Origin of the sequence: Streptomyces sp. NPDC014891 (assembly GCF_043081085.1) — a bacterium.
Classification (GTDB): domain Bacteria; phylum Actinomycetota; class Actinomycetes; order Streptomycetales; family Streptomycetaceae; genus Streptomyces.
Map to the genome: position 1 here is coordinate 579,057 of NZ_JBIBWF010000002.1, position 16,575 is coordinate 595,631.

The 16,575-nt window shown below is 74.5% G+C and carries 12 protein-coding genes; 3 read left to right on the forward strand and 9 right to left on the reverse strand.

The genetic code is table 11. The features are described 5' to 3' along the window. The first annotated feature begins 120 nt into the window (after positions 1 to 120). On the forward strand, positions 121 to 1,392 hold the full coding sequence (locus ACF09E_RS07180) for an IS701 family transposase (RefSeq protein ID WP_392204248.1): 1,272 nt from the start codon (positions 121 to 123) through the stop codon (positions 1,390 to 1,392). 18 nt (positions 1,393 to 1,410) lie between these two features. On the opposite strand, the gene ACF09E_RS07185 is transcribed toward ACF09E_RS07180, so the two are convergent. The 4 genes from ACF09E_RS07185 to ACF09E_RS07200 all read right to left on the reverse strand — a co-directional run bounded on the left by ACF09E_RS07185 (position 1,411) and on the right by ACF09E_RS07200 (position 7,038). Continuing rightward, positions 1,411 to 3,438, reverse strand: coding sequence for a helix-turn-helix domain-containing protein (locus ACF09E_RS07185; RefSeq protein WP_392204249.1), 2,028 nt, complete (start codon positions 3,436 to 3,438; stop codon positions 1,411 to 1,413). A 215-nt stretch (positions 3,439 to 3,653) separates the two neighbouring features. Then, positions 3,654 to 4,535, reverse strand: a complete 882-nt coding sequence (locus tag ACF09E_RS07190; RefSeq protein ID WP_392204250.1) for a BTAD domain-containing putative transcriptional regulator — start codon at positions 4,533 to 4,535, stop codon at positions 3,654 to 3,656. 382 nt (positions 4,536 to 4,917) lie between these two features. Beyond that, a complete protein-coding gene (locus ACF09E_RS07195) occupies positions 4,918 to 5,385 on the reverse strand; it encodes a DUF1772 domain-containing protein (RefSeq protein WP_392204251.1) in 468 nt (155 codons plus the stop codon). A 33-nt stretch (positions 5,386 to 5,418) separates the two neighbouring features. After that, positions 5,419 to 7,038, reverse strand: a complete 1,620-nt coding sequence (locus tag ACF09E_RS07200) for a von Willebrand factor type A domain-containing protein (RefSeq protein WP_392204252.1) — start codon at positions 7,036 to 7,038, stop codon at positions 5,419 to 5,421. A gap of 215 nt (positions 7,039 to 7,253) precedes the next feature. On the opposite strand from ACF09E_RS07200, the gene ACF09E_RS07205 reads away from it, so the two are divergent. Continuing rightward, the gene (locus ACF09E_RS07205) at positions 7,254 to 7,979 is read left to right on the forward strand and encodes a DNA-binding response regulator (RefSeq protein ID WP_392204253.1); all 726 of its coding nucleotides are present in this window, start codon (positions 7,254 to 7,256) and stop codon (positions 7,977 to 7,979) included. A gap of 39 nt (positions 7,980 to 8,018) precedes the next feature. On the opposite strand, the gene ACF09E_RS07210 is transcribed toward ACF09E_RS07205, so the two are convergent. Together ACF09E_RS07210 and ACF09E_RS07215 are read right to left on the reverse strand one after the other, a co-directional pair. Next, positions 8,019 to 8,918, reverse strand: coding sequence for an ABC transporter permease (locus tag ACF09E_RS07210; RefSeq protein ID WP_392204254.1), 900 nt, complete (start codon positions 8,916 to 8,918; stop codon positions 8,019 to 8,021). After that, positions 8,915 to 11,671 carry an alpha/beta fold hydrolase gene (locus ACF09E_RS07215; RefSeq protein WP_392204255.1) on the reverse strand — a complete coding sequence of 919 codons (2,757 nt, stop codon included), beginning with the start codon at positions 11,669 to 11,671 and terminating at the stop codon, positions 8,915 to 8,917. The genes ACF09E_RS07210 and ACF09E_RS07215 overlap by 4 nt, the downstream gene beginning before the upstream one ends. A gap of 144 nt (positions 11,672 to 11,815) precedes the next feature. Between ACF09E_RS07215 and ACF09E_RS07220 the strand changes: the two genes are divergently transcribed. Beyond that, the gene (locus ACF09E_RS07220) at positions 11,816 to 12,253 is read left to right on the forward strand and encodes a GNAT family N-acetyltransferase (protein ID WP_392204256.1); all 438 of its coding nucleotides are present in this window, start codon (positions 11,816 to 11,818) and stop codon (positions 12,251 to 12,253) included. Between the two features lie 96 nt (positions 12,254 to 12,349). On the opposite strand, the gene mmsA is transcribed toward ACF09E_RS07220, so the two are convergent. The 3 genes from mmsA to iolB are packed head-to-tail and all read right to left on the reverse strand — an operon-like array spanning position 12,350 to position 16,568. Beyond that, a complete protein-coding gene (mmsA, locus tag ACF09E_RS07225) occupies positions 12,350 to 13,861 on the reverse strand; it encodes a CoA-acylating methylmalonate-semialdehyde dehydrogenase (protein WP_392204257.1) in 1,512 nt (503 codons plus the stop codon). Between the two features lie 14 nt (positions 13,862 to 13,875). Continuing rightward, positions 13,876 to 15,747, reverse strand: a complete 1,872-nt coding sequence (gene iolD / locus ACF09E_RS07230; RefSeq protein ID WP_392204258.1) for a 3D-(3,5/4)-trihydroxycyclohexane-1,2-dione acylhydrolase (decyclizing) — start codon at positions 15,745 to 15,747, stop codon at positions 13,876 to 13,878. Next, positions 15,744 to 16,568: a 5-deoxy-glucuronate isomerase gene (gene iolB, locus ACF09E_RS07235; RefSeq protein ID WP_392204259.1), complete on the reverse strand. Its 825-nt coding sequence runs from the start codon at positions 16,566 to 16,568 to the stop codon at positions 15,744 to 15,746. Before iolB ends, iolD begins: the two co-directional genes overlap by 4 nt. Between the last annotated feature and the right edge of the window lie 7 nt (positions 16,569 to 16,575).

The window sequence follows — 16,575 nt, forward strand, 5'->3', positions numbered from 1 at the left end:
GGTCCGGCCACCATCCGGCGGCCGATTCGGGTGCCGGGTACACCTCGCCGCGGGGGCCGGTCCCGGGCGACGGTGGTGGAGCAGCGGGAGGGAGCTGCGCAACCTTCGGGCAGGAGTGTCGTGAGTACATCCGTCGCAACCAAGCGCAGGGCCGTCACCGGTGCTGTTCCGCCGGCCGGTTCCCTGGACGTCGTCAGGCCCGCCGGCACGGCCGGCTCGCGCGAGGACGTCTACGCCGAGCTGTGTGCCGCGCTGTTCTCCGGATTCCCGCGCCGGGACCAGCGGCTGAAGGCCGAGCAGTACCTGCACGGTCTGCTCACGGCGCAGGGCCGCAAGTCCATCCGGAACATCGCCGCGCAGATCGGCGGTCCCGCCGCCGAGCAGAGCCTGCACCACTTCGTGTCCAGCTCCACCTGGGACTGGCAGCCGATGCGGGCGGCCCTCGCCCGGCACCTGGAGCGCAACAGCTGCCCGCAGGCCTGGGTGGTGCGGCCGATGCCGATACCGAAGGCCGGGGAGCACTCGGTCGGGGTGGACCGGCGGTTCGACCCGGAGCGCGGGCAGGTCTTCCACGGCCAGCAGGCGTTCGGCGTGTGGTTCGCGAGCGACGAGCTGAGCGTGCCCGTCAACTGGCGTCTGTTCCTGCCGGATCCGTGGGTGAACGACCGGACGCGGCGGGACCGCGCGGAGGTTCCGCAGGAGGCGGGCGAGGAGACCCTGGAGGAGTGCGCCGTCGCGGCCGCGCTCGACACGGCCCGCTGGCCGGACGTGACCCGCAAGCCGGTGCTGCTCGACATCCGGGGCGGCGCGGGGCGGGCGGCCCTCACCCGGCTCGCCGGGGCGGGGGTGCCGGTGGTGGCGCGGATCGGTCCGGGTTCCCGGCTGGCGATCGCCGACCGGGCGCTGCCGGGCTTCGGTGCCGGTCCGCTGTCGGCCCTGCAGATCCTGGAGTCGCTCAAGGGGCTGCGCCGGCCGGTGAGCTGGGTGGACACGGTGGCCGGTGCGCGGACCTCGCGGACCTCGCTGGCCACGGCGGTCCGGGTGGCGCTGCCCGCGCCGGGCGGCGAGCGGATGCGTCCGCTGGTGCTGCTGGGCGAGTGGGACGACCCGCGGCGGCCTCCGGCCCGGGTGTGGATCAGCGATCTGACCGGTTCGCCGGTCGGCTCCCTGCTGCGGCTGACGAAGCTGGCCCGCCGGGTGGAGCGGGACTTCGTGGAGGTCGGCGAGGGGGCCGGACTGCGGGACTTCGTGGGCCGGTCGTTCCGGGGCTGGCACCGGCACATCACGCTGGCGTCGGCGGCCCACGCGGCGACGGTGATGGCGGCCACCGACTGGGAGGGGTCCTACCGCTCCGGCTACGGAGCGGGACGGACGGCGCGGACCGCGAGCTGAGCGGCCCGCGGCGGGGCGTCAGCCGGTGCGCTCCGGCGGGCCGGGCTGCCGGGTCGGGTCAGCCGGCCCGCGGCTCTTGGCCAGCACCTCCCGGGTGCGCTGGAGGCGCAGCGCCAGCTGGACCTCCAGGACCTGTCCGGGCTTCTGCCACTCGGGGCCGAGGAGTTCGCCGATCCGCTCCAGCCGGCGCGAGACCGTGTTGGGGTGGACGTGGAGCGCCTCGGCGGCGTTGGTCGGGCTGCCGCCGGAGGCGAAGTACGCCTCCAGGGTGTGGGTGAGGTCGGTGAAACGCTCGGCGTCGTAGTCGAGGACGGGTCCGATCGCCGCCTCGACGAAGCCGTCGACGTCGTTGTCGTCGGAGAGGAGCAGTCCGAGGAAGCCCAGGTCCTGCACGGACGCCGCCGATCCGGTGCCGCCGAGGGCGCTCATCGCGTCCAGGCAGCGGCCGGCCTCCTGGTGCATCCGGGCGACGCCGTCCGGGCTCTCGCCGGGTCCGGCGGCGGCGACGGAGACGGGGTGGCCGAGCAGCGGGGACAGTTCGTCGGCGACGGCCCGGGCGGCGGCGGAGGCGTCGATGCCCGGGAGCAGCAGCACGATGCAGCCGCCCTGCACGGTCTTCAGCCCGCTGAGCCGGTACGCGTACGAGGACGCCCACACCACGGCCCGGCCCTGTTCGCCGCCTTCCGGGCGGGCGAGCACGAGGACGTGCGGTCTGCGCAGGTCGACGCCGAGGCGGCGGGCCCGCTGGGCGATCTGCTGGGGGGCGTGCGGCGGGTCTGCGATGAGGTCGTCGAGGAGTTCGTCGCGGACGGGTCCCTCGGCGACGGCGGTGGAGCGGCGCATGAGGAGGAGGAAGGCGACGGACTGGGCGGCGAGTTCGAGGAGCCGCTCGTCCTCTCCGGTGAGGCCGCCGGCGGCGCGGATGACGAGGCCGCCGAGGTCCTCGGAGCCGGCGATGACGGGCGCGACCCAGGTGTCGTCGTCGGCGAGGACCGGGCGGCGGCGGGCGTGCGCGTCGAGAGAGGCCTTGGCGACGGCCTCCTCGACGAGTCCGGGCAGGTCGCCGGCGGTGGCGAGGCAGCGGCCGCCCTGGTCGCGGATCGTCACGGTGGCGTCGAGGGCGTCGGCGGCCGCCTTGGCGACGCTGCCCAGGTCGCCGCCGGCGAGGACGAGGTTCATGATCCGGCCGTGGGCCTCGCTGACGTGCCGCATCCGGGTGAGGCTGGTGCGGATCCGGGAGCTGTCCCGTTCGAGTTCGGAGACCTCGGCCCGGGTCCGGTCGAGGAGTCCGGCCTTCTCCACGGCGAGGGCGGCGAGGTCGGCGAGGGCGGTGAGGAGCCCGATCTCCTCGGCGGTGTGCTGGCGGACCCGCCGGTCGGCGCCGTGCAGGGCGCCGATCACGGTGTCGCCGCTGCGCAGCGGCGCGGCCATGATCGCGTGCAGGCCCTCGGCGCGCAGGGCCGCTTCGGCGGCCTCGTCGAAGGCGGGGGCGGGGATACCGGTGTCGAGGAAACCGGAGAGGGCGAACCGCTCGTCGGCGAGGTAGTCGGCGGTCCAGACGGCCTCGCCGCGGGACTGGACGGCGCCGTCGAGTCCGTGGCCCTCGGCGATCCGCAGTCCGGGGGCGATCCGCGGTCCGCCGGTCTGGCCGGTGCGGGAGCCCTCGGTCGTGTGGACGTAGCAGGATCCGTGCGGGCCGCGGAGGGTGACGTACGCGAGGTCGAGGCCGAGGAGCCGGCGGGCGCGGCGGGTGATCACGCGCAGCAGGCTGTCGAGGTCGTACGAGAGGGTGAGGTCGCGTGCGGTGTCGGTGAGGGTGGCGAGTTCGGCCTCGCGGCGGTCCTCCTGCTCGCGGCCGGTGTCGATCTCGGCGGCGAGGGCGACGGCCCGTTCGAGGCGGTCGAGGTCCGCTCCGGCGAGTCCGGTGAGCCGGGCCTCGTCGAGGAGGCCGGTGAAGCGGGCGGGCGGGGCCTTCTGGGCCAGCAGTTCGAGGACGGAGAGCAGCGCGTCGGCACCGCCCGTTCCGTCCGCGCGGTCCAACGTCATGGCCTCGTCCCCCGTAGTCCAGCGAAATCGGGCACCTGGGAGGAAACCCGCACTGCTCGCCGAAACGTAATTCGGCTCCGGGAAGCGGTCAACGACGGGTTGCCGCGGTTGGTTCCCGGTGAAGGCTCCGGGGAGGCGTCCGGGTGGTCGGGCCGGTCGTCCTCCGGGAGCTGTCGTGTCGGTGGCGCGGCCGCGTCGTGGGCCGCGCCGGGCGGTCAGCCCACGGATCCCGCCGGTACGAGCCGGGGCCGGGCGGGGCCGAACCGGGCCGGGACGCGGGGCGCGTAGAGGGGGCGGACCGCGGTGTCGCGGACGGCGAGGACGGAGCGCTGGAGCCGGCGCAGCCGGGCCGAGGGCTCCATGCCGCTCTCCCCCTTGAGGGCGGCGCGCAGTCGCTCGTACACGGTGAGGGCCTCGTCGTACTGGCCGCAGCGCAGCAGGGCCACCATGTAGTGGGCGTGGAGGGGCTCGTTGGTGCGGTAGCGGGCGACGAGCCCGGAGAGTTCGGAGACGAGTTCGGCGTGCCGGCCGAGTCCCAGCTGGGCCTCCACCCACTGGTCGAGGACGCTGAGGCGGGACGTCTCCAGGCGTTCGATCTCACGGCGGAGGCGGGGGCCGGCGGCGACGCCCGCGTAGGGTTCGCCGCGCCACAGGGCGAGTGCCTCGCCGAGGCGGAGGGCGGCGCGGGAGAGGTCGCCGGCCTCCATGGCGCGGTATCCGGCGCCGGCCGCGCGCTCGAACTGCCGGACGTCGTTGGTGCCGCCGCCGGTGTCGAGCCGGTAGCCGCCGGGCTGGGAGACGAGGATCGCGTCGGCGGTGCGCCGGTCGGACCAGCCGGGGCCGGGCTCCGCCGGGGCGGCGCCGCGCAGCGCGGCCGTGATGAGGGTGCGCAACTCGGCTATGTGGGACTGCAGTTCGCTCCGGGCACCGCGCGGGGCGCCGGACGGCCACAGTTCCTCGGTGAGCACCGTCACGGGGACGACCTGGTCGGCGCTGGCCGTGAGCAGGGCGAGGAGCTGCCGGGGCGCGGCGGCTGTCGGGGTGATCGACACCCCGTGCTCACGTACCGACAGTCCCCCCAGAATCCGGACGTCCACCTTGCCCCCTCCATGCCTGTGCGGTGTCAGCGCGCGGGATGACTCTCGATGATTAGAAAAGACCCCCGTAGGCATGTCAATAAGAAACCGGAGGGTATGGAAACCCAACCCGGGATATCGGGGTGATTCACCCCCTTTGGGATGGTATAAGGCCGTAAGATTTTCGTCACTGGCGCAGACCGACACACCCCCGAAGGCTGTTTCCGGACTCGGGGGTACGCTTTCGCGGGATCCTTGTGGATGTTGAAGAGGCCCACACGCACGAGTTCGCGCCAGAAACCGTCCACCGGGTACGGTTCCGCGGCCGCTCCGTCGCGGGGCGGGCCGCCGGACCCGGCCGCGAGGGCCGCCCGGCGGGCGCGGGGGGGCTCCTGACGGGCCCCTAGACGACGGCCGCGGCGGTCAGCAGGCCGAACGCGACGGTGATCAGGAGCGTGCGGACGCGGTGGAGGCCGTTCCAGCGCCGCTCGAAGGCGGCCCGCACGGCGGACGGCTCGTCGCCCGTCGCCTCCGAGGCGGCCAGCGCGTTGTTCAGCGGGACGTTGCCGCCGACGGTGACCGCGTGGTTGAGGGCCGCGCACACCAGCCCTCCGAGCACCAGCCACCTCTGGGCGTCCGTCCGCCCGTCGACCGGGACGAGGAGGGCGGCGACGGGGAAGGCGAGCACCCCGAGGAAGACGGTCATGAAGACGGCCCGCGGGACGGCTTCGTTGATCCGGCGCATCGCCGTCACGAACTCGGCGTCCGTCAGACGGGCGAGCGCGGGCATGATCCCGGTCTGGAAGATCAGCATGAAACCGGCGTAGAGGCCGGTGCATCCGACGGCGAGGGCGAGCAGCAGGGAGGCCATGCGGCCATTCTCACCCGCTGCCCGCCCCGGGTGTCAGCTGTACGGGTCACCCGCCTTCAACTCTCCCTCGCCGGAGGGCCCTTCGCCCGGTCCGCGCAGGCCGTTCGCCTGTCGTACGGCCGCGGCCAGCTCGCGCACCACCGCCGACCCCGACCGGCCGGCGATCGACTCGGCGCGCTCCGCGAGCGCCGCGAGACCCGGGGCGCCCGGCAGCTCCCCGCCGCGCAGCGCGTCCGCGAAGTAGGCGGTGATCGCCGTCAGTTGCAGGCTGTCGTGGCCGCCTCCCCAGATGTCGCCGGCGAGGGCGGCCGTACCGACCGAGCCGGAGCGCTCGTGGGGCGCGCGCGTGGCCGGGTCGAGCCACCGGACGGTGGCGGTGGCCACCGGGCCGGACGCCCCGGGCCGCGTCCGCACCGCGTACAGGGCGGTGACCGTGTGCCCGGCGCCGACCTCGCCGCCGTCGACCCGGTCGTCGCGGAAGTCCTCGTCCGCGACCGCCCGGTTCTCGTAGCCGATCAGGCGGAACCGCTCCACGGTCCGCCGGTCGAAGGCGACCTGCGCCTTGGCGTCCCGGGCACGCAGCTCCACATGGGCGGGCAGCTGGTCGACGAAGACCTTGCGGGCCTGTGCCGTGTCGGAGACGTACGTCGTCTGGCCGTCGCCGCGGTCGGCGAGCTGCTCCATGAACGCGTCGCCGTAGTCGCTGCCCACGCCGACGCCGAAGAGGGTGATCCCGTACCGCTTCCGCTCCGCCTCGATGCGCTCCAGGATCGTGCCGGCCTCGGTGGCCCCGGTGTTGGCGAGGGCGTCGGAGAGCAGCACGACCCGGTTGGTGGCCCCCTCGCGGTGACCCGCGACGGCCACGTCGTAGCCGGTGCGGACCCCCGCCTCGACATTGGTGGAGGAGCTCGTCGCGAGGGCGTCCACCGCGTCGCGGATGCGGCCGCGGGCGTCGCCCACCCGGGTCAGCGGCAGCCGGGTCTCGGCCTCGTCGCTGAAGGCGACGAGGCCGATCGAGTCGTCGTCGCGGAGCTCGTCGGCGAGCAGCCCCAGCGACTCCTTGACCAGGTCGAGCCGGCCCGGCTCGGCCATCGAGCCGGAGACGTCGACGACGAAGGTGAGGGCGGCGGGCGGGCGTTCGCCGCGCCGGTCCGCCGCGCGCGTGGCGAGGCCGACCCGGACGAGCGACCAGCCGTCCTGCCCGGCGCGCGCGCCGTCGAGGGTCACGCTGAAGCCGTTGTCCTCCGGACGGGGGTAGTCGGGGCGGAAGCTGTTGACGAACTCCTCGGGGCGCACGGTCGCCGGGTCGGGCAGCCGCCCCTCGGCGAGGGTGCGGCGGGCGTAGCCGTACGAGGCGGTGTCCACGTCCAGGGCGAACGTGGACAGGTAGTCGGGGGCGGGCGCGGCGGAGGGACGCCCGTCCCGCGCGGCCCCTTCGGCGCCCTCGGGATTCGCCGTGCCCGCTCCCCCGCCCGGGGCGGTGGGCGCGGCCGGTGCGGTCCGCGCCTTCCCGCCCGTCGCGTGGTCGGCGCTGCTCCGGTCGCCGCTCGCGCCGCAGCCGCCGGCCGCGAGTCCGGCGGCGAGCAGAGCGGCGACGGTGGCCGAGAACCGGGCCCCGCGACGGCCGGCCGGCGTCTTGCCCTGTCGTTCCATGTCATCTCCCCCTCTTGGTGGACCACTTGTGAATGTGACGAACGCCGGGCGCGCTGGGAGCCGTCGAAGGAGTTGCGGATGTATCTCGATGCGGCAACGGCGTACGCCGGGGCAACCTGTGGCATGGATTCGCCATCCTTCTCAACAGGGGTTGTCACCGTGTGCAGTCACATGCGTACATGGAGTGGACATCGATCGGGCGGGGGTGGTCAGCGGTGGCAGAGAGCAGCGCGGGCTCCGTGATGCTCGCCCGTTCGGCGATGAACCGGGCCGCGACCGAGGGACAGCGGCCCGCGGGGCGCCCGGTCCGGGGTGCGCGGCGCATCAGTGCGGCGCTCGCCGGGCTGGCCGCCTCCACCCGGTACGAGTTGCTCACCTTCGACGACCCGGTCGCCTCCGCCGGCTGCGCGATCCCCGAGCCGTTCCTGGAGCTGGCGGGCGCGTGCATGCGGGCGGCGGCGGAGCGGGCGGCCGAGGTGCGGCGGATCGTGCCGCGGCACGCGCGGCCGTGCATCGAGGGCGAGCTGAGGATCCCCGGGCGGGCCCGCCTCACGGAGACCATCCCGTTCAAGATGATCGTCGTCGACCGCACCGTGGCCGCGATCCCGCTCGACCTGGAGCTGCTCTACAACGGACTGCTGCTGATCCGCGATCCGGTGGTGGTGCAGGCGCTGGCGCGGGCGCACCACCACTGCTGGAACACGGCCGAGGAGCTGACGTACACGCCGCCGCCCCCACGGCGGCCGTGCGGCGACCTGCCCCCTCAGCTGCGGCCGGTCCTGGACGCCCTGCTGTCGGGGGTGACGGACGAGACGGCGGCGACCCGGCTCGGCATGTCCGCGCGGACCTACAGCCGGCGGGTGGGCGAGCTGATGGCGGCCCTGGGCACGACGAGCCGCTTCCGCGCGGGCGCGGAAGCGGCTCGAAGGGGGTGGCTGTGAGGAGACCCCCGGGCCCCGGCCGGGACGGCCGGCGGGGGCCTACGACACGATGTCCTTGCGGGCGAAGCCGCGGAAGGCCAGGGCGAAGAGGACGAGGGCGTACGTCAGGGAGATCGCCGTCCCCTTGATCATGCCGCCCCACTCCAGCTGCGGCTGGAGCGCGTCGATCCAGGCGAACTGCCAGTGCGCGGGCAGGTAGTCGCGCCAGTCGCCGAGGGCCGTGACGGCGTCCAGGACGTTGCCGACGATGGTCAGGCCGACGGCTCCGCCGACCGCGCCGAGCGGGGCGTCGGTGCGGGTGGAGAGCCAGAAGGCGAGTCCCGCGGTGACCAGTTGGGAAGCGAAGACGAAGGCGACCGCGATCCCGAGGCGGAGCACCGCGTCCCCGGCGGGCACCGCGCCGCCGGTGGGCAGCTGGAGCGGCCCCCAGCCGTAGGCGACGCTGCCCACGGCCAGGGCGACGAGCGGCAGGAGGACCATCGCGGCCGCGCTGTAGGCGAGGGCGACCGCGAGCTTGGAGGCCAGGAGCCGGGACCGGGGCACCGGCGCGGCCAGCAGGTAGCGCAGGGAGGACCAGCTCGCCTCGGAGGCGACGGTGTCCCCGCAGAACAGCGCCACGGGGATGACGAGGAGGAATCCGGCCGAGACGAAGAGGCTGGTCGCCGCGAAGTTGGCGCCGGAGGCGGTCGCCGTGTCCATCAGGGTGATGCGGCCGCTGCCGCCGCGGTCCTGGTCGCCGCCGATCGCGAAGGCGATCAGCAGGACGAAGGGCAGGGCGACCAGGATGCCGCCCATGATCATGGTGCGGCGGCGCTTCCACTGACGCAGGGCCTCGACGCGCAGCGGCAGGGTGCGTCCGGCGCGGTAGCCGGGGGCGGCGGCGTCCACCGGCGCGGCGGGGGCGGCGGGAGCCGTGGTGGTGTCGGGCAGCGGGCTCATGCGGCTCCTCCTCCGATCAGGGTCAGGAACGCGTCCTCGAGGCGCCGGTGCGGTCCGACACCGGTCAGCGGCACGTCCAGGGCGACCAGTTCGCCGATGAGGGCGGTCGGGTCGAGGGTGTCGAGGCGGACCAGGATCCCGCCCTCGGTCCGGGTCGCGGCGGCGACGCCCGCCAGGGCGCCGACCTTCTCGACGAGGGCGTCGGGGACGGGCTCCCCGAGGGTCACGAGCAGGGTGTCCCCGGAGCCGGTGATCTCGGCGACCGGACCGGCCTGGACGAGCTGTCCCCGGTCCATGACGACGAGGTGGGTGCAGGACTGCTCGACCTCGGCGAGGAGGTGGCTGGAGACGATGACGGTGCGGCCGCCGGCCGCGTACCGGATCATCACCTCGCGCATCTCGCGGATCTGCGGCGGGTCGAGTCCGTTGGTGGGCTCGTCCAGGATCAGCAGGTCCGGCAGGCCGAGCATGGCCTGGGCGAGGGCGAGGCGCTGCCGCATGCCCTGTGAGTAGGTGCGGACCGCGCGGTCGAGGGCGTTGCCCAGGTTGGCGATCCGCAGGGCCTCGTCGATATGGGCGTCCTCGGCGGGACGGCCGGTGGCCTTCCAGTACAGGTCCAGGTTCTCCCGGCCGTCGAGGTGCGGCAGGAAGCCGGCGCCCTCGACGAACGAGCCGACGCGGGAGAGGACCGGGGCCCCGGGCCGGATGGCCTGGCCGAAGACCCGGATCTCGCCCTCGTCGGGGGTGATCAGGCCCATCAGCATGCGCAGCGTGGTGGTCTTCCCCGCTCCGTTCGGCCCGAGGAGGCCGAGGACCTGCCCCTGCTCGACGCGGAACGTGAGGTCCTTGACGCTGTACCGGTCGCCGCCCCGGTACTTCTTGGACAGCCCGGTGATCTGGAGCGGCACGGCGGCGAGCCCGGGGTCGGGCGCGGGGGCGGCGGTACGGCGGCGGGCCGTCAGGAGCAGGGCCGCGGCGGCGGCGAGGCCGAGCAGCGGCAGCCCCCAGACCCACCAGGGCAGGGCGGCCGCCTGGGTGTCGAGGCCGGTCGCGGTGGGCACGGTGAGCGGGCCCTCGACGGCGACCGTGTAGGCGGCGGGGGCGGCCGGCGAGGCGTAGCCGAGGTCGGTGGCGGCGACGACGAGCCGGAGCCGGTGCCCCGCCTCCACCTCGTGGTCGATCGCGGGCAGGGTGAGCGTCACGCTCTTGCCGGCCCGGGCGCCGTCGACGCGGACGGGGGCGACGAGCTGGGCGGGCAGCACCTGCTGCCGGCCGTCGGGCCCGACGTCGTACACCTTGGCGAAGAGGACCGCGGAGCCGTCGGCGGCGGTGGACGCGACCTTGACCCGGACGGTCGGGGTGCCGGTGATGCGGAGGGACTCGGCCTGCGGCTTCGCGTCGAACCGGGCGTGCTGGCCGGGGAAGTCGAGGGAGAGGCCGACCCCGAGGGAGGAGAGTCCGGCGACCCCGCCGCCGAGGCCGGGGACGGCGGAGACGGCGGGCGGTGCGGCGCCGGGCGGGTTCGCGAAGGTCTGCGCCGCTCCGGCGAGCGGGACGCCGGCGGTGCCGGCGGTGAGGCCCGGGTAGCGGTCGGCGGTCGCGGCGCGCAGGGTCGCCTGGCCGTCGGTGGAGTCGACGCCGCCGGTCCGGCTGACGCGGAAGGCGGGGCCCGTGTCGGCCGAGGTGTCCTTCTTCAGCCAGCGGTCGAACCAGGTGCTGATGCGCCGCTCGACGCGGTCGGTCTCCCGGTCGCCGCCGTCGTGGCCGCCGGAGATCCAGTCGACGGCGACGGGTGCGCCGTTGGCGGCGAGGGTCCGGGCCATGGCGTCGGACTGGGCCAGGGTGAAGAGCGAGTCGGACTGCCCCTGGACCAGGAGGGCCGGCACCTTGATCCTCGCGCCGACGGCGGAGGGGCTGCGGGCTTCGAGGAGGGCGCGCGCCGCGGCGTCGGGCTTCCCGGCGACGGCGACCCGCTCGTAGAGGGAGCAGAGCTCGGCGGTGAACCGGCCGCAGGCCCCGGGCGTCCCGGGCGCGGCCTTTCCGGGCGCGGCCTCCCCGGGGGCGGACTTCCCGGATCCGGACCGCCCGGTGGCCGGCCTCTCGGCGGGGGGTTCACCGGTGGTGGCGGTCCCGGCCCCGTCCAGGACTCCGGGCCGGTCGCCCGCGGAGAAGAAGATCCCGGCCCAGAGCTTCTTGAAGACGCCGTTCGGGAAGAGGGCGTCGGCCAGGTTCCAGTAGGTGATCTGGGGGGCGATGGCGTCGACGCGTCCGTCGTACCCGGCGGCCAGCAGGGAGATCGCCCCGCCGTAGGAGGCGCCGGTGACGCCGACGCGCGGGTCGCCCGGTCCGTCGAGGAGGACCTCGGGCCGGGTGGCGAGCCAGTCGACCAGCTTCCGGGCGTCCTTGACCTCGTGGTCGGGGTCGTTGAGCCCGATCTCCCCGGCGGAGGCGCCGAAGCCGCGCGCGGACCAGGTCAGCACGGCGTAGCCGTCGCGGGCGAGCTGTTCGGCCTGGGCGCGCACGTCGTCCTTGGACCCGCCGAAGCCGTGGCCGAGGAGGACGGCCGGGCGGCGCCCGTCGGCGTCGCCGGTGAAGTACGAGGTGTCGATGCGGGTGCCGTCGAGGTCGAGCATCCGGTCCGCCCGGTGCACGGGCGGCGGATCGTCCGAGGCGACGGCGGTCCAGGTGCCGGCACCCGCGAGGACGGCGAGGACGGCGGTGACCGCGGCCCACCGGGGAAGTCGGAGTCGCATGGTGTCGAGCCTAAGCGGACCGCCTGTGCGCCACGGCTGTCCGGAGGCGGAAACGGCGCACCTCCTCCGGTCGTACGCAGTACGGTCCGCGTACAGCAGGCGCGGTACGCGGCCGCGCGGGCACACGAGCACACGGAGAGCGGCATGGAGATCCGGCGGGCGGCCACGGTGGCGGAGCTGCTGGCGGCGGGGCACCTGTACGACGACCCGCCCCGGGAGGACTGGGCGGCGCGCTTCCTGGCGGCACCGGGGCACCTGATGCTGATCGCCTACGCCGACGACGGCGACGGCGCGGACGGCTTCCCGGTCGGCTTCGTCTCCGGGATCGAGATGCTGCACCCGGACAAGGGCGCCGAGATGTGCCTGTACGAGCTCTCCGTGGACGAGGGCCACCGGAGGCGGGGGGTGGGGCGGGCCCTGACGGAGGCGCTGCTGGCGGAGGCGGGAGAGCGGGGCTGCCGGGGGGCGTGGGTGGGCGTGGACACGGACAACGACCCCGCGCTCGCGACCTACCGGTCCGCGGGCGCGGTGGACGAGGGGGTGTTCACGATGCGCGGCTGGACCTTCCCGGACGCCCGCTGAGCCGCGGGCGCGGGAGGGGCGGCGGCCGCGTGGGACCCCGACGGCCCCGGGGTGTGCTGTCGGCACCCCGGGGGCCGTCGGCGCGGACCGACCGCGTCAGTGGTTGCGCGGGAAGCCCAGGTCCACGCCCGCCGGGGCGTCGGACGGGTCCGGCCAGCGGGTGGTGACGACCTTGCCGCGGGTGTAGAAGTGCACGCCGTCGTTGCCGTAGATGTGGTGGTCGCCGAAGAGCGAGTCCTTCCAGCCGCCGAAGGAGTGGTAGCCCACCGGCACCGGGATCGGCACGTTCACGCCGACCATGCCGGCCTCGACCTCCAGCTGGAAGCGGCGGGCCGCGCCGCCGTCGCGGGTGAAGATCGCGGTGCCGTTGCCGAACGGCGAGGCGTTGATGAGGGCAAGGCCCTCCTCGTACGTGTCGGCGCGCAGCACGCAGAGCACCGGGCCGAAGATCTCGTCCTGGTAGGCCTTGGCCGTGGTGGGCACGCGGTCCAGGAGGGAGAGCCCGATCCAGTGCCCGTCCTCGTGGCCCTCGACGGTGTAGCCGGTGCCGTCGAGGACGACCTCGCAGCCCTCGTCCGCCGCGCCGTGGACGTACGAGGCGACCTTGTCGCGGTGGACGGCCGTGATGAGGGGGCCCATCTCGGAGGTGGGGTCGGTGCCGGGGCCGATCTTGATCTTCTCGGCGCGCTCGCGGATCTTCTGGACCAGCTCGTCGCCGATGGAGCCGACGGCCACGACGGCCGAGATGGCCATGCAGCGCTCGCCGGCGGAGCCGTAGGCCGCCGAGACGGCCGCGTCGGCGGCGGCGTCGAGGTCGGCGTCGGGGAGGACCAGCATGTGGTTCTTGGCGCCGCCGAGGGCCTGGACGCGCTTGCCGTTGGCGGAGGCGGTGGTGTGGATGTGCCGGGCGATCGGGGTCGAGCCGACGAAGGAGATCGCGGCGACGTCCGGGTGCTCCAGGAGGCGGTCCACGGCGACCTTGTCGCCGTGCAGGACGTTGAAGACGCCGTCCGGGAGGCCCGCCTCGGCGAGCAGCTCGGCGATCTTCAGGGACGGCGACGGGTCCTTCTCGCTCGGCTTGAGGATGAAGGTGTTGCCGGTCGCGATGGCGATCGGGAACATCCACATCGGCACCATGGCCGGGAAGTTGAAGGGCGTGATGCCGGCGACGACGCCGACGGGCTGGCGGATGGACGCCACGTCCACCCGGTTCGACACCTGAGTGGAGAGCTCGCCCTTGAGCTGGGTGGTGATGCCGCAGGCCAGGTCGACGATCTCCAGGCCGCGGGCGACCTCGCCGAGCGCGTCGGAGTGGACCTTGCCGTGCTCGGCGACGATCAGCTCGGCGATGGCGTCGCGGTTGGCGTCGAGGAGCGCGCGGAACTTGAAGAGGATGGTGGTGCGCTGGGCGAGCGAGGAGGTGCCCCAGGTCGCCCAGGCGTCCTTGGCGGCGGCGACGGCGGCGTCGACCTCCTCGACGGAGGCCAGCGCGACCTTGGTGGTCACGGCGCCGGTGGCCGGGTCGGTGACCGGGCCCCAGTTGCCCGACGTGCCCTCGACGGTCTTGCCACCGATCCAGTGGTTGACGGTCTTGACGGTGTTCGTCATGACGAAATGCTCCTTCAGAGATGGCGGCGTCGGGCGGTGACGTGCCGGTCGTACTCCTCCCGGGCCTTGACCGCCGACGGGCGGGTCGAGGTCTCGGCCACGGGCACATCCCACCATGCCTGGGCCGGGGGCGGGCCCGACACAGTGTCGGGCGTTTCGGTCTCGGCGTAGACACATGTGGGAACGGCCGAGGTCCGGGCGTCCGCGAGGGCTTCCCGCAGGTCACGGACGGTGCGGGGGCGGAGGACGCGCATGCCGAGGGAGGCGGCGTTGGCACCGAGGTCGACGGGGAGCGGCGCGCCGGTGAAGCCGCCGAAGCGGTCCCGGTGGCGGTAGTCGGTGCCGAACCGCTCGGCGCCGACGGTCTCCGACAGGCCGCCGATGGAGGCGTAGCCGTGGTTCTGGAGGACGACCAGCTTGAGGGGCAGTCCCTCCTGCACGGCGGTGACGATCTCGGTGGGATTCATCAGGTACGTCCCGTCGCCGACGAGGGCCCAGACCGGCCGGCCGGGGGCGGCGAGGGCGACGCCGACGGCGGCGGGGATCTCGTAGCCCATGCACGAGTAGCCGTACTCGACGTGGTACTGGTCGACGGACCGGGTCCGCCACAGCTTGTGCAGGTCTCCGGGGAGCGATCCGGCGGCGTTGATCAGGATGTCGGTGCCGTCGACCAGGGTGTCGAGTGCGCCGAGGACCTGGGCCTGGGTGGGGCGGGCGTCCGGGTCGGGTGCGGCGTAGGCAGTGTCGGTCCGCTCCTGCCAGTCGCGTTTGGCGGCGGCCCATCGCTCCGGGTCGTGTCCGCGGCCCCGCGGGTGGCTCGCCAGCGCCTCCGTGAGGGCCTCGAGGCCGGCCCGGGCGTCGGCGACGAGCGGGATCCCGGCCTGCTTGTGGGCGTCGAATCCGGTGATGTTGAGGTTGACGAGCCGCGTGTCGGGGCGGAAGAGGGTGCCGGAGGCGGTGGTGAAGTCGGTGTAGCGGGTGCCGACGCCGAGGATCAGGTCGCTGGTGCGGGCGAGGTCGTTGGCGGTCCGGGTGCCGGTGTGGCCGATCCCGCCGACGTCGCGGGGGTCGTCCCAGGGCAGGACGCCCTTGCCGGCCTGGGTGGTGGCGACCGGGAGGCCGGCCTCCCGGGCGAGGGCGCGCAGGGCGTCCTGGGCGGCGCTGTACCGGACCCCGCCGCCCGCGATGATCATGGGGCGGGCGGCCTCCCGCACCGCCCGGACGGCCGCGTCGAGTTCGGCCGGGTCGGGGCGCGGGCGGCGTACGGTCCAGGTCCGTTCGGCGAGGAACTCCTCGGGCCAGTCGTGGGCCTCGGCCTGGACGTCCTGCGGGAGGGCGAGGGTGACGGCGCCGGTCTCGGCGGGGTCGGTGAGGACCCGTACGGCGGCGAGGGCGGCCGGGATCAGCGCCTCGGGCCGGGTGATCCGGTCGAAGTAGCGCGACACGGGGCGCAGGCAGTCGTTGACGGACACCTCGCCCGCGTAGGGGACTTCGAGCTGCTGGAGGACGGGGTCGGCGGGCCGGGTGGCGAAGGTGTCGCCCGGCAGCAGGAGGACGGGCAGCCGGTTGACGGTGGCGAGGGCGGCGCCGGTGACGAGGTTGGTGGCGCCGGGCCCGATGGAGGTGGTGACGGCGTGGACGCGCAGCCGGTTGGACTGGCGGGCGTAGCCGACGGCCGCGTGGACCATGGCCTGTTCGCTGCGTCCCTGGTGGAAGGGCATGAGGTCGGGGTGTTCGACGAGCGCCTGGCCGAGGCCGGCGACGTTGCCGTGGCCGAAGATGCCCCAGGTCGCGGTGACGAGGCGCTGCCGCACGCCGTCGCGTTCGGTGTGCTGGGCGGCGAGGAAGCGCACGAGGGCCTGGGCGACGGTGAGGCGGACGCTCATGCGTATCCCTCCGTGTGGTCGGGGTGGAAGCGGATGCGCCATTCCCGCTCGGGGCCGGGGCCCGCCATGACGTTCAGGTAGTAGAGCGGGTGGTCCGGCTGGGCGATCGACGGGCCGTGCCAGCCGTCGGGGACGAGGACGGCGTCGCCGTTGCGGACTTCGGCGAGGAGGTCGGCGCCGCCGGGCCGGGAGGGGGAGATCCGCTGGTAGCCGTGGGCGCCGGGGGCCTCGATCGCGTAGTAGTAGATCTCCTCCAGGACGGACTCGGCGCCGGGGAGGTGCTCGTCGTGCTTGTGCGGCGGGTACGAGGACCAGTTGCCGCCGGGGGTGACGACCTCGACGGCGATGAGCCGGTCGCAGGGGAAGGCGTCGGCGGCGGCGAAGTTCCGCACCTGGCGGGCGCGGTTGCCGCTGCCCCGGGTCTCGACGGGAACCTCCGGCGCGGGGCCGTAGCGGGCGGGGAGTCGTCGCTCGCACTTCGCTCCTGCCAAAGCGAAGCGGCCTCCCGCGCCGGAGGCGATCTGGGCGTGGCTGTCGCGCGGTACGTAGGCGAAGTCGGTCACTCCGTCGAACACGCTCGCGCGGCCCAGGAGTTCGAGGATCTCGCCGTCGACGCGCACGCTACAGGCACCGGAGAGGGGAAGCACGACCCATTCGGATTCCCCGCTCTCGAAGGAGTGGATCGCGCCGGGTCCGAGGGTGAGGACGCGGAGGGAGCAGTACGTCCAGCCGGCCCGCTCCGGGTCGATGTCGAGCGTGTAGGGGCCGCGGGCGGCGGTTCCGGCGGGGAGGTGGAGGGACGGGGGGCGGTGGGTGCTCATGCCTGAC

Excerpts from the sequence above, each read along its gene's own strand:
- ACF09E_RS07185 (WP_392204249.1), bottom strand. The coding sequence starts at position 3,438 with ATGACGTTGGACCGCGCGGACGGAACGGGCGGTGCCGACGCGCTGCTC.
- ACF09E_RS07195 (WP_392204251.1), bottom strand. The coding sequence starts at position 5,385 with ATGGCCTCCCTGCTGCTCGCCCTCGCCGTCGGATGCACCGGCCTCTAC.
- ACF09E_RS07200 (WP_392204252.1), bottom strand. The coding sequence starts at position 7,038 with ATGGAACGACAGGGCAAGACGCCGGCCGGCCGTCGCGGGGCCCGGTTC.
- ACF09E_RS07210 (WP_392204254.1), bottom strand. The coding sequence starts at position 8,918 with ATGAGCCCGCTGCCCGACACCACCACGGCTCCCGCCGCCCCCGCCGCG.
- ACF09E_RS07215 (WP_392204255.1), bottom strand. The coding sequence starts at position 11,671 with ATGCGACTCCGACTTCCCCGGTGGGCCGCGGTCACCGCCGTCCTCGCC.
- ACF09E_RS07220 (WP_392204256.1), top strand. The coding sequence starts at position 11,816 with ATGGAGATCCGGCGGGCGGCCACGGTGGCGGAGCTGCTGGCGGCGGGG.
- mmsA (WP_392204257.1), bottom strand. The coding sequence starts at position 13,861 with ATGACGAACACCGTCAAGACCGTCAACCACTGGATCGGTGGCAAGACC.
- iolD (WP_392204258.1), bottom strand. The coding sequence starts at position 15,747 with ATGAGCGTCCGCCTCACCGTCGCCCAGGCCCTCGTGCGCTTCCTCGCC.
- iolB (WP_392204259.1), bottom strand. The coding sequence starts at position 16,568 with ATGAGCACCCACCGCCCCCCGTCCCTCCACCTCCCCGCCGGAACCGCC.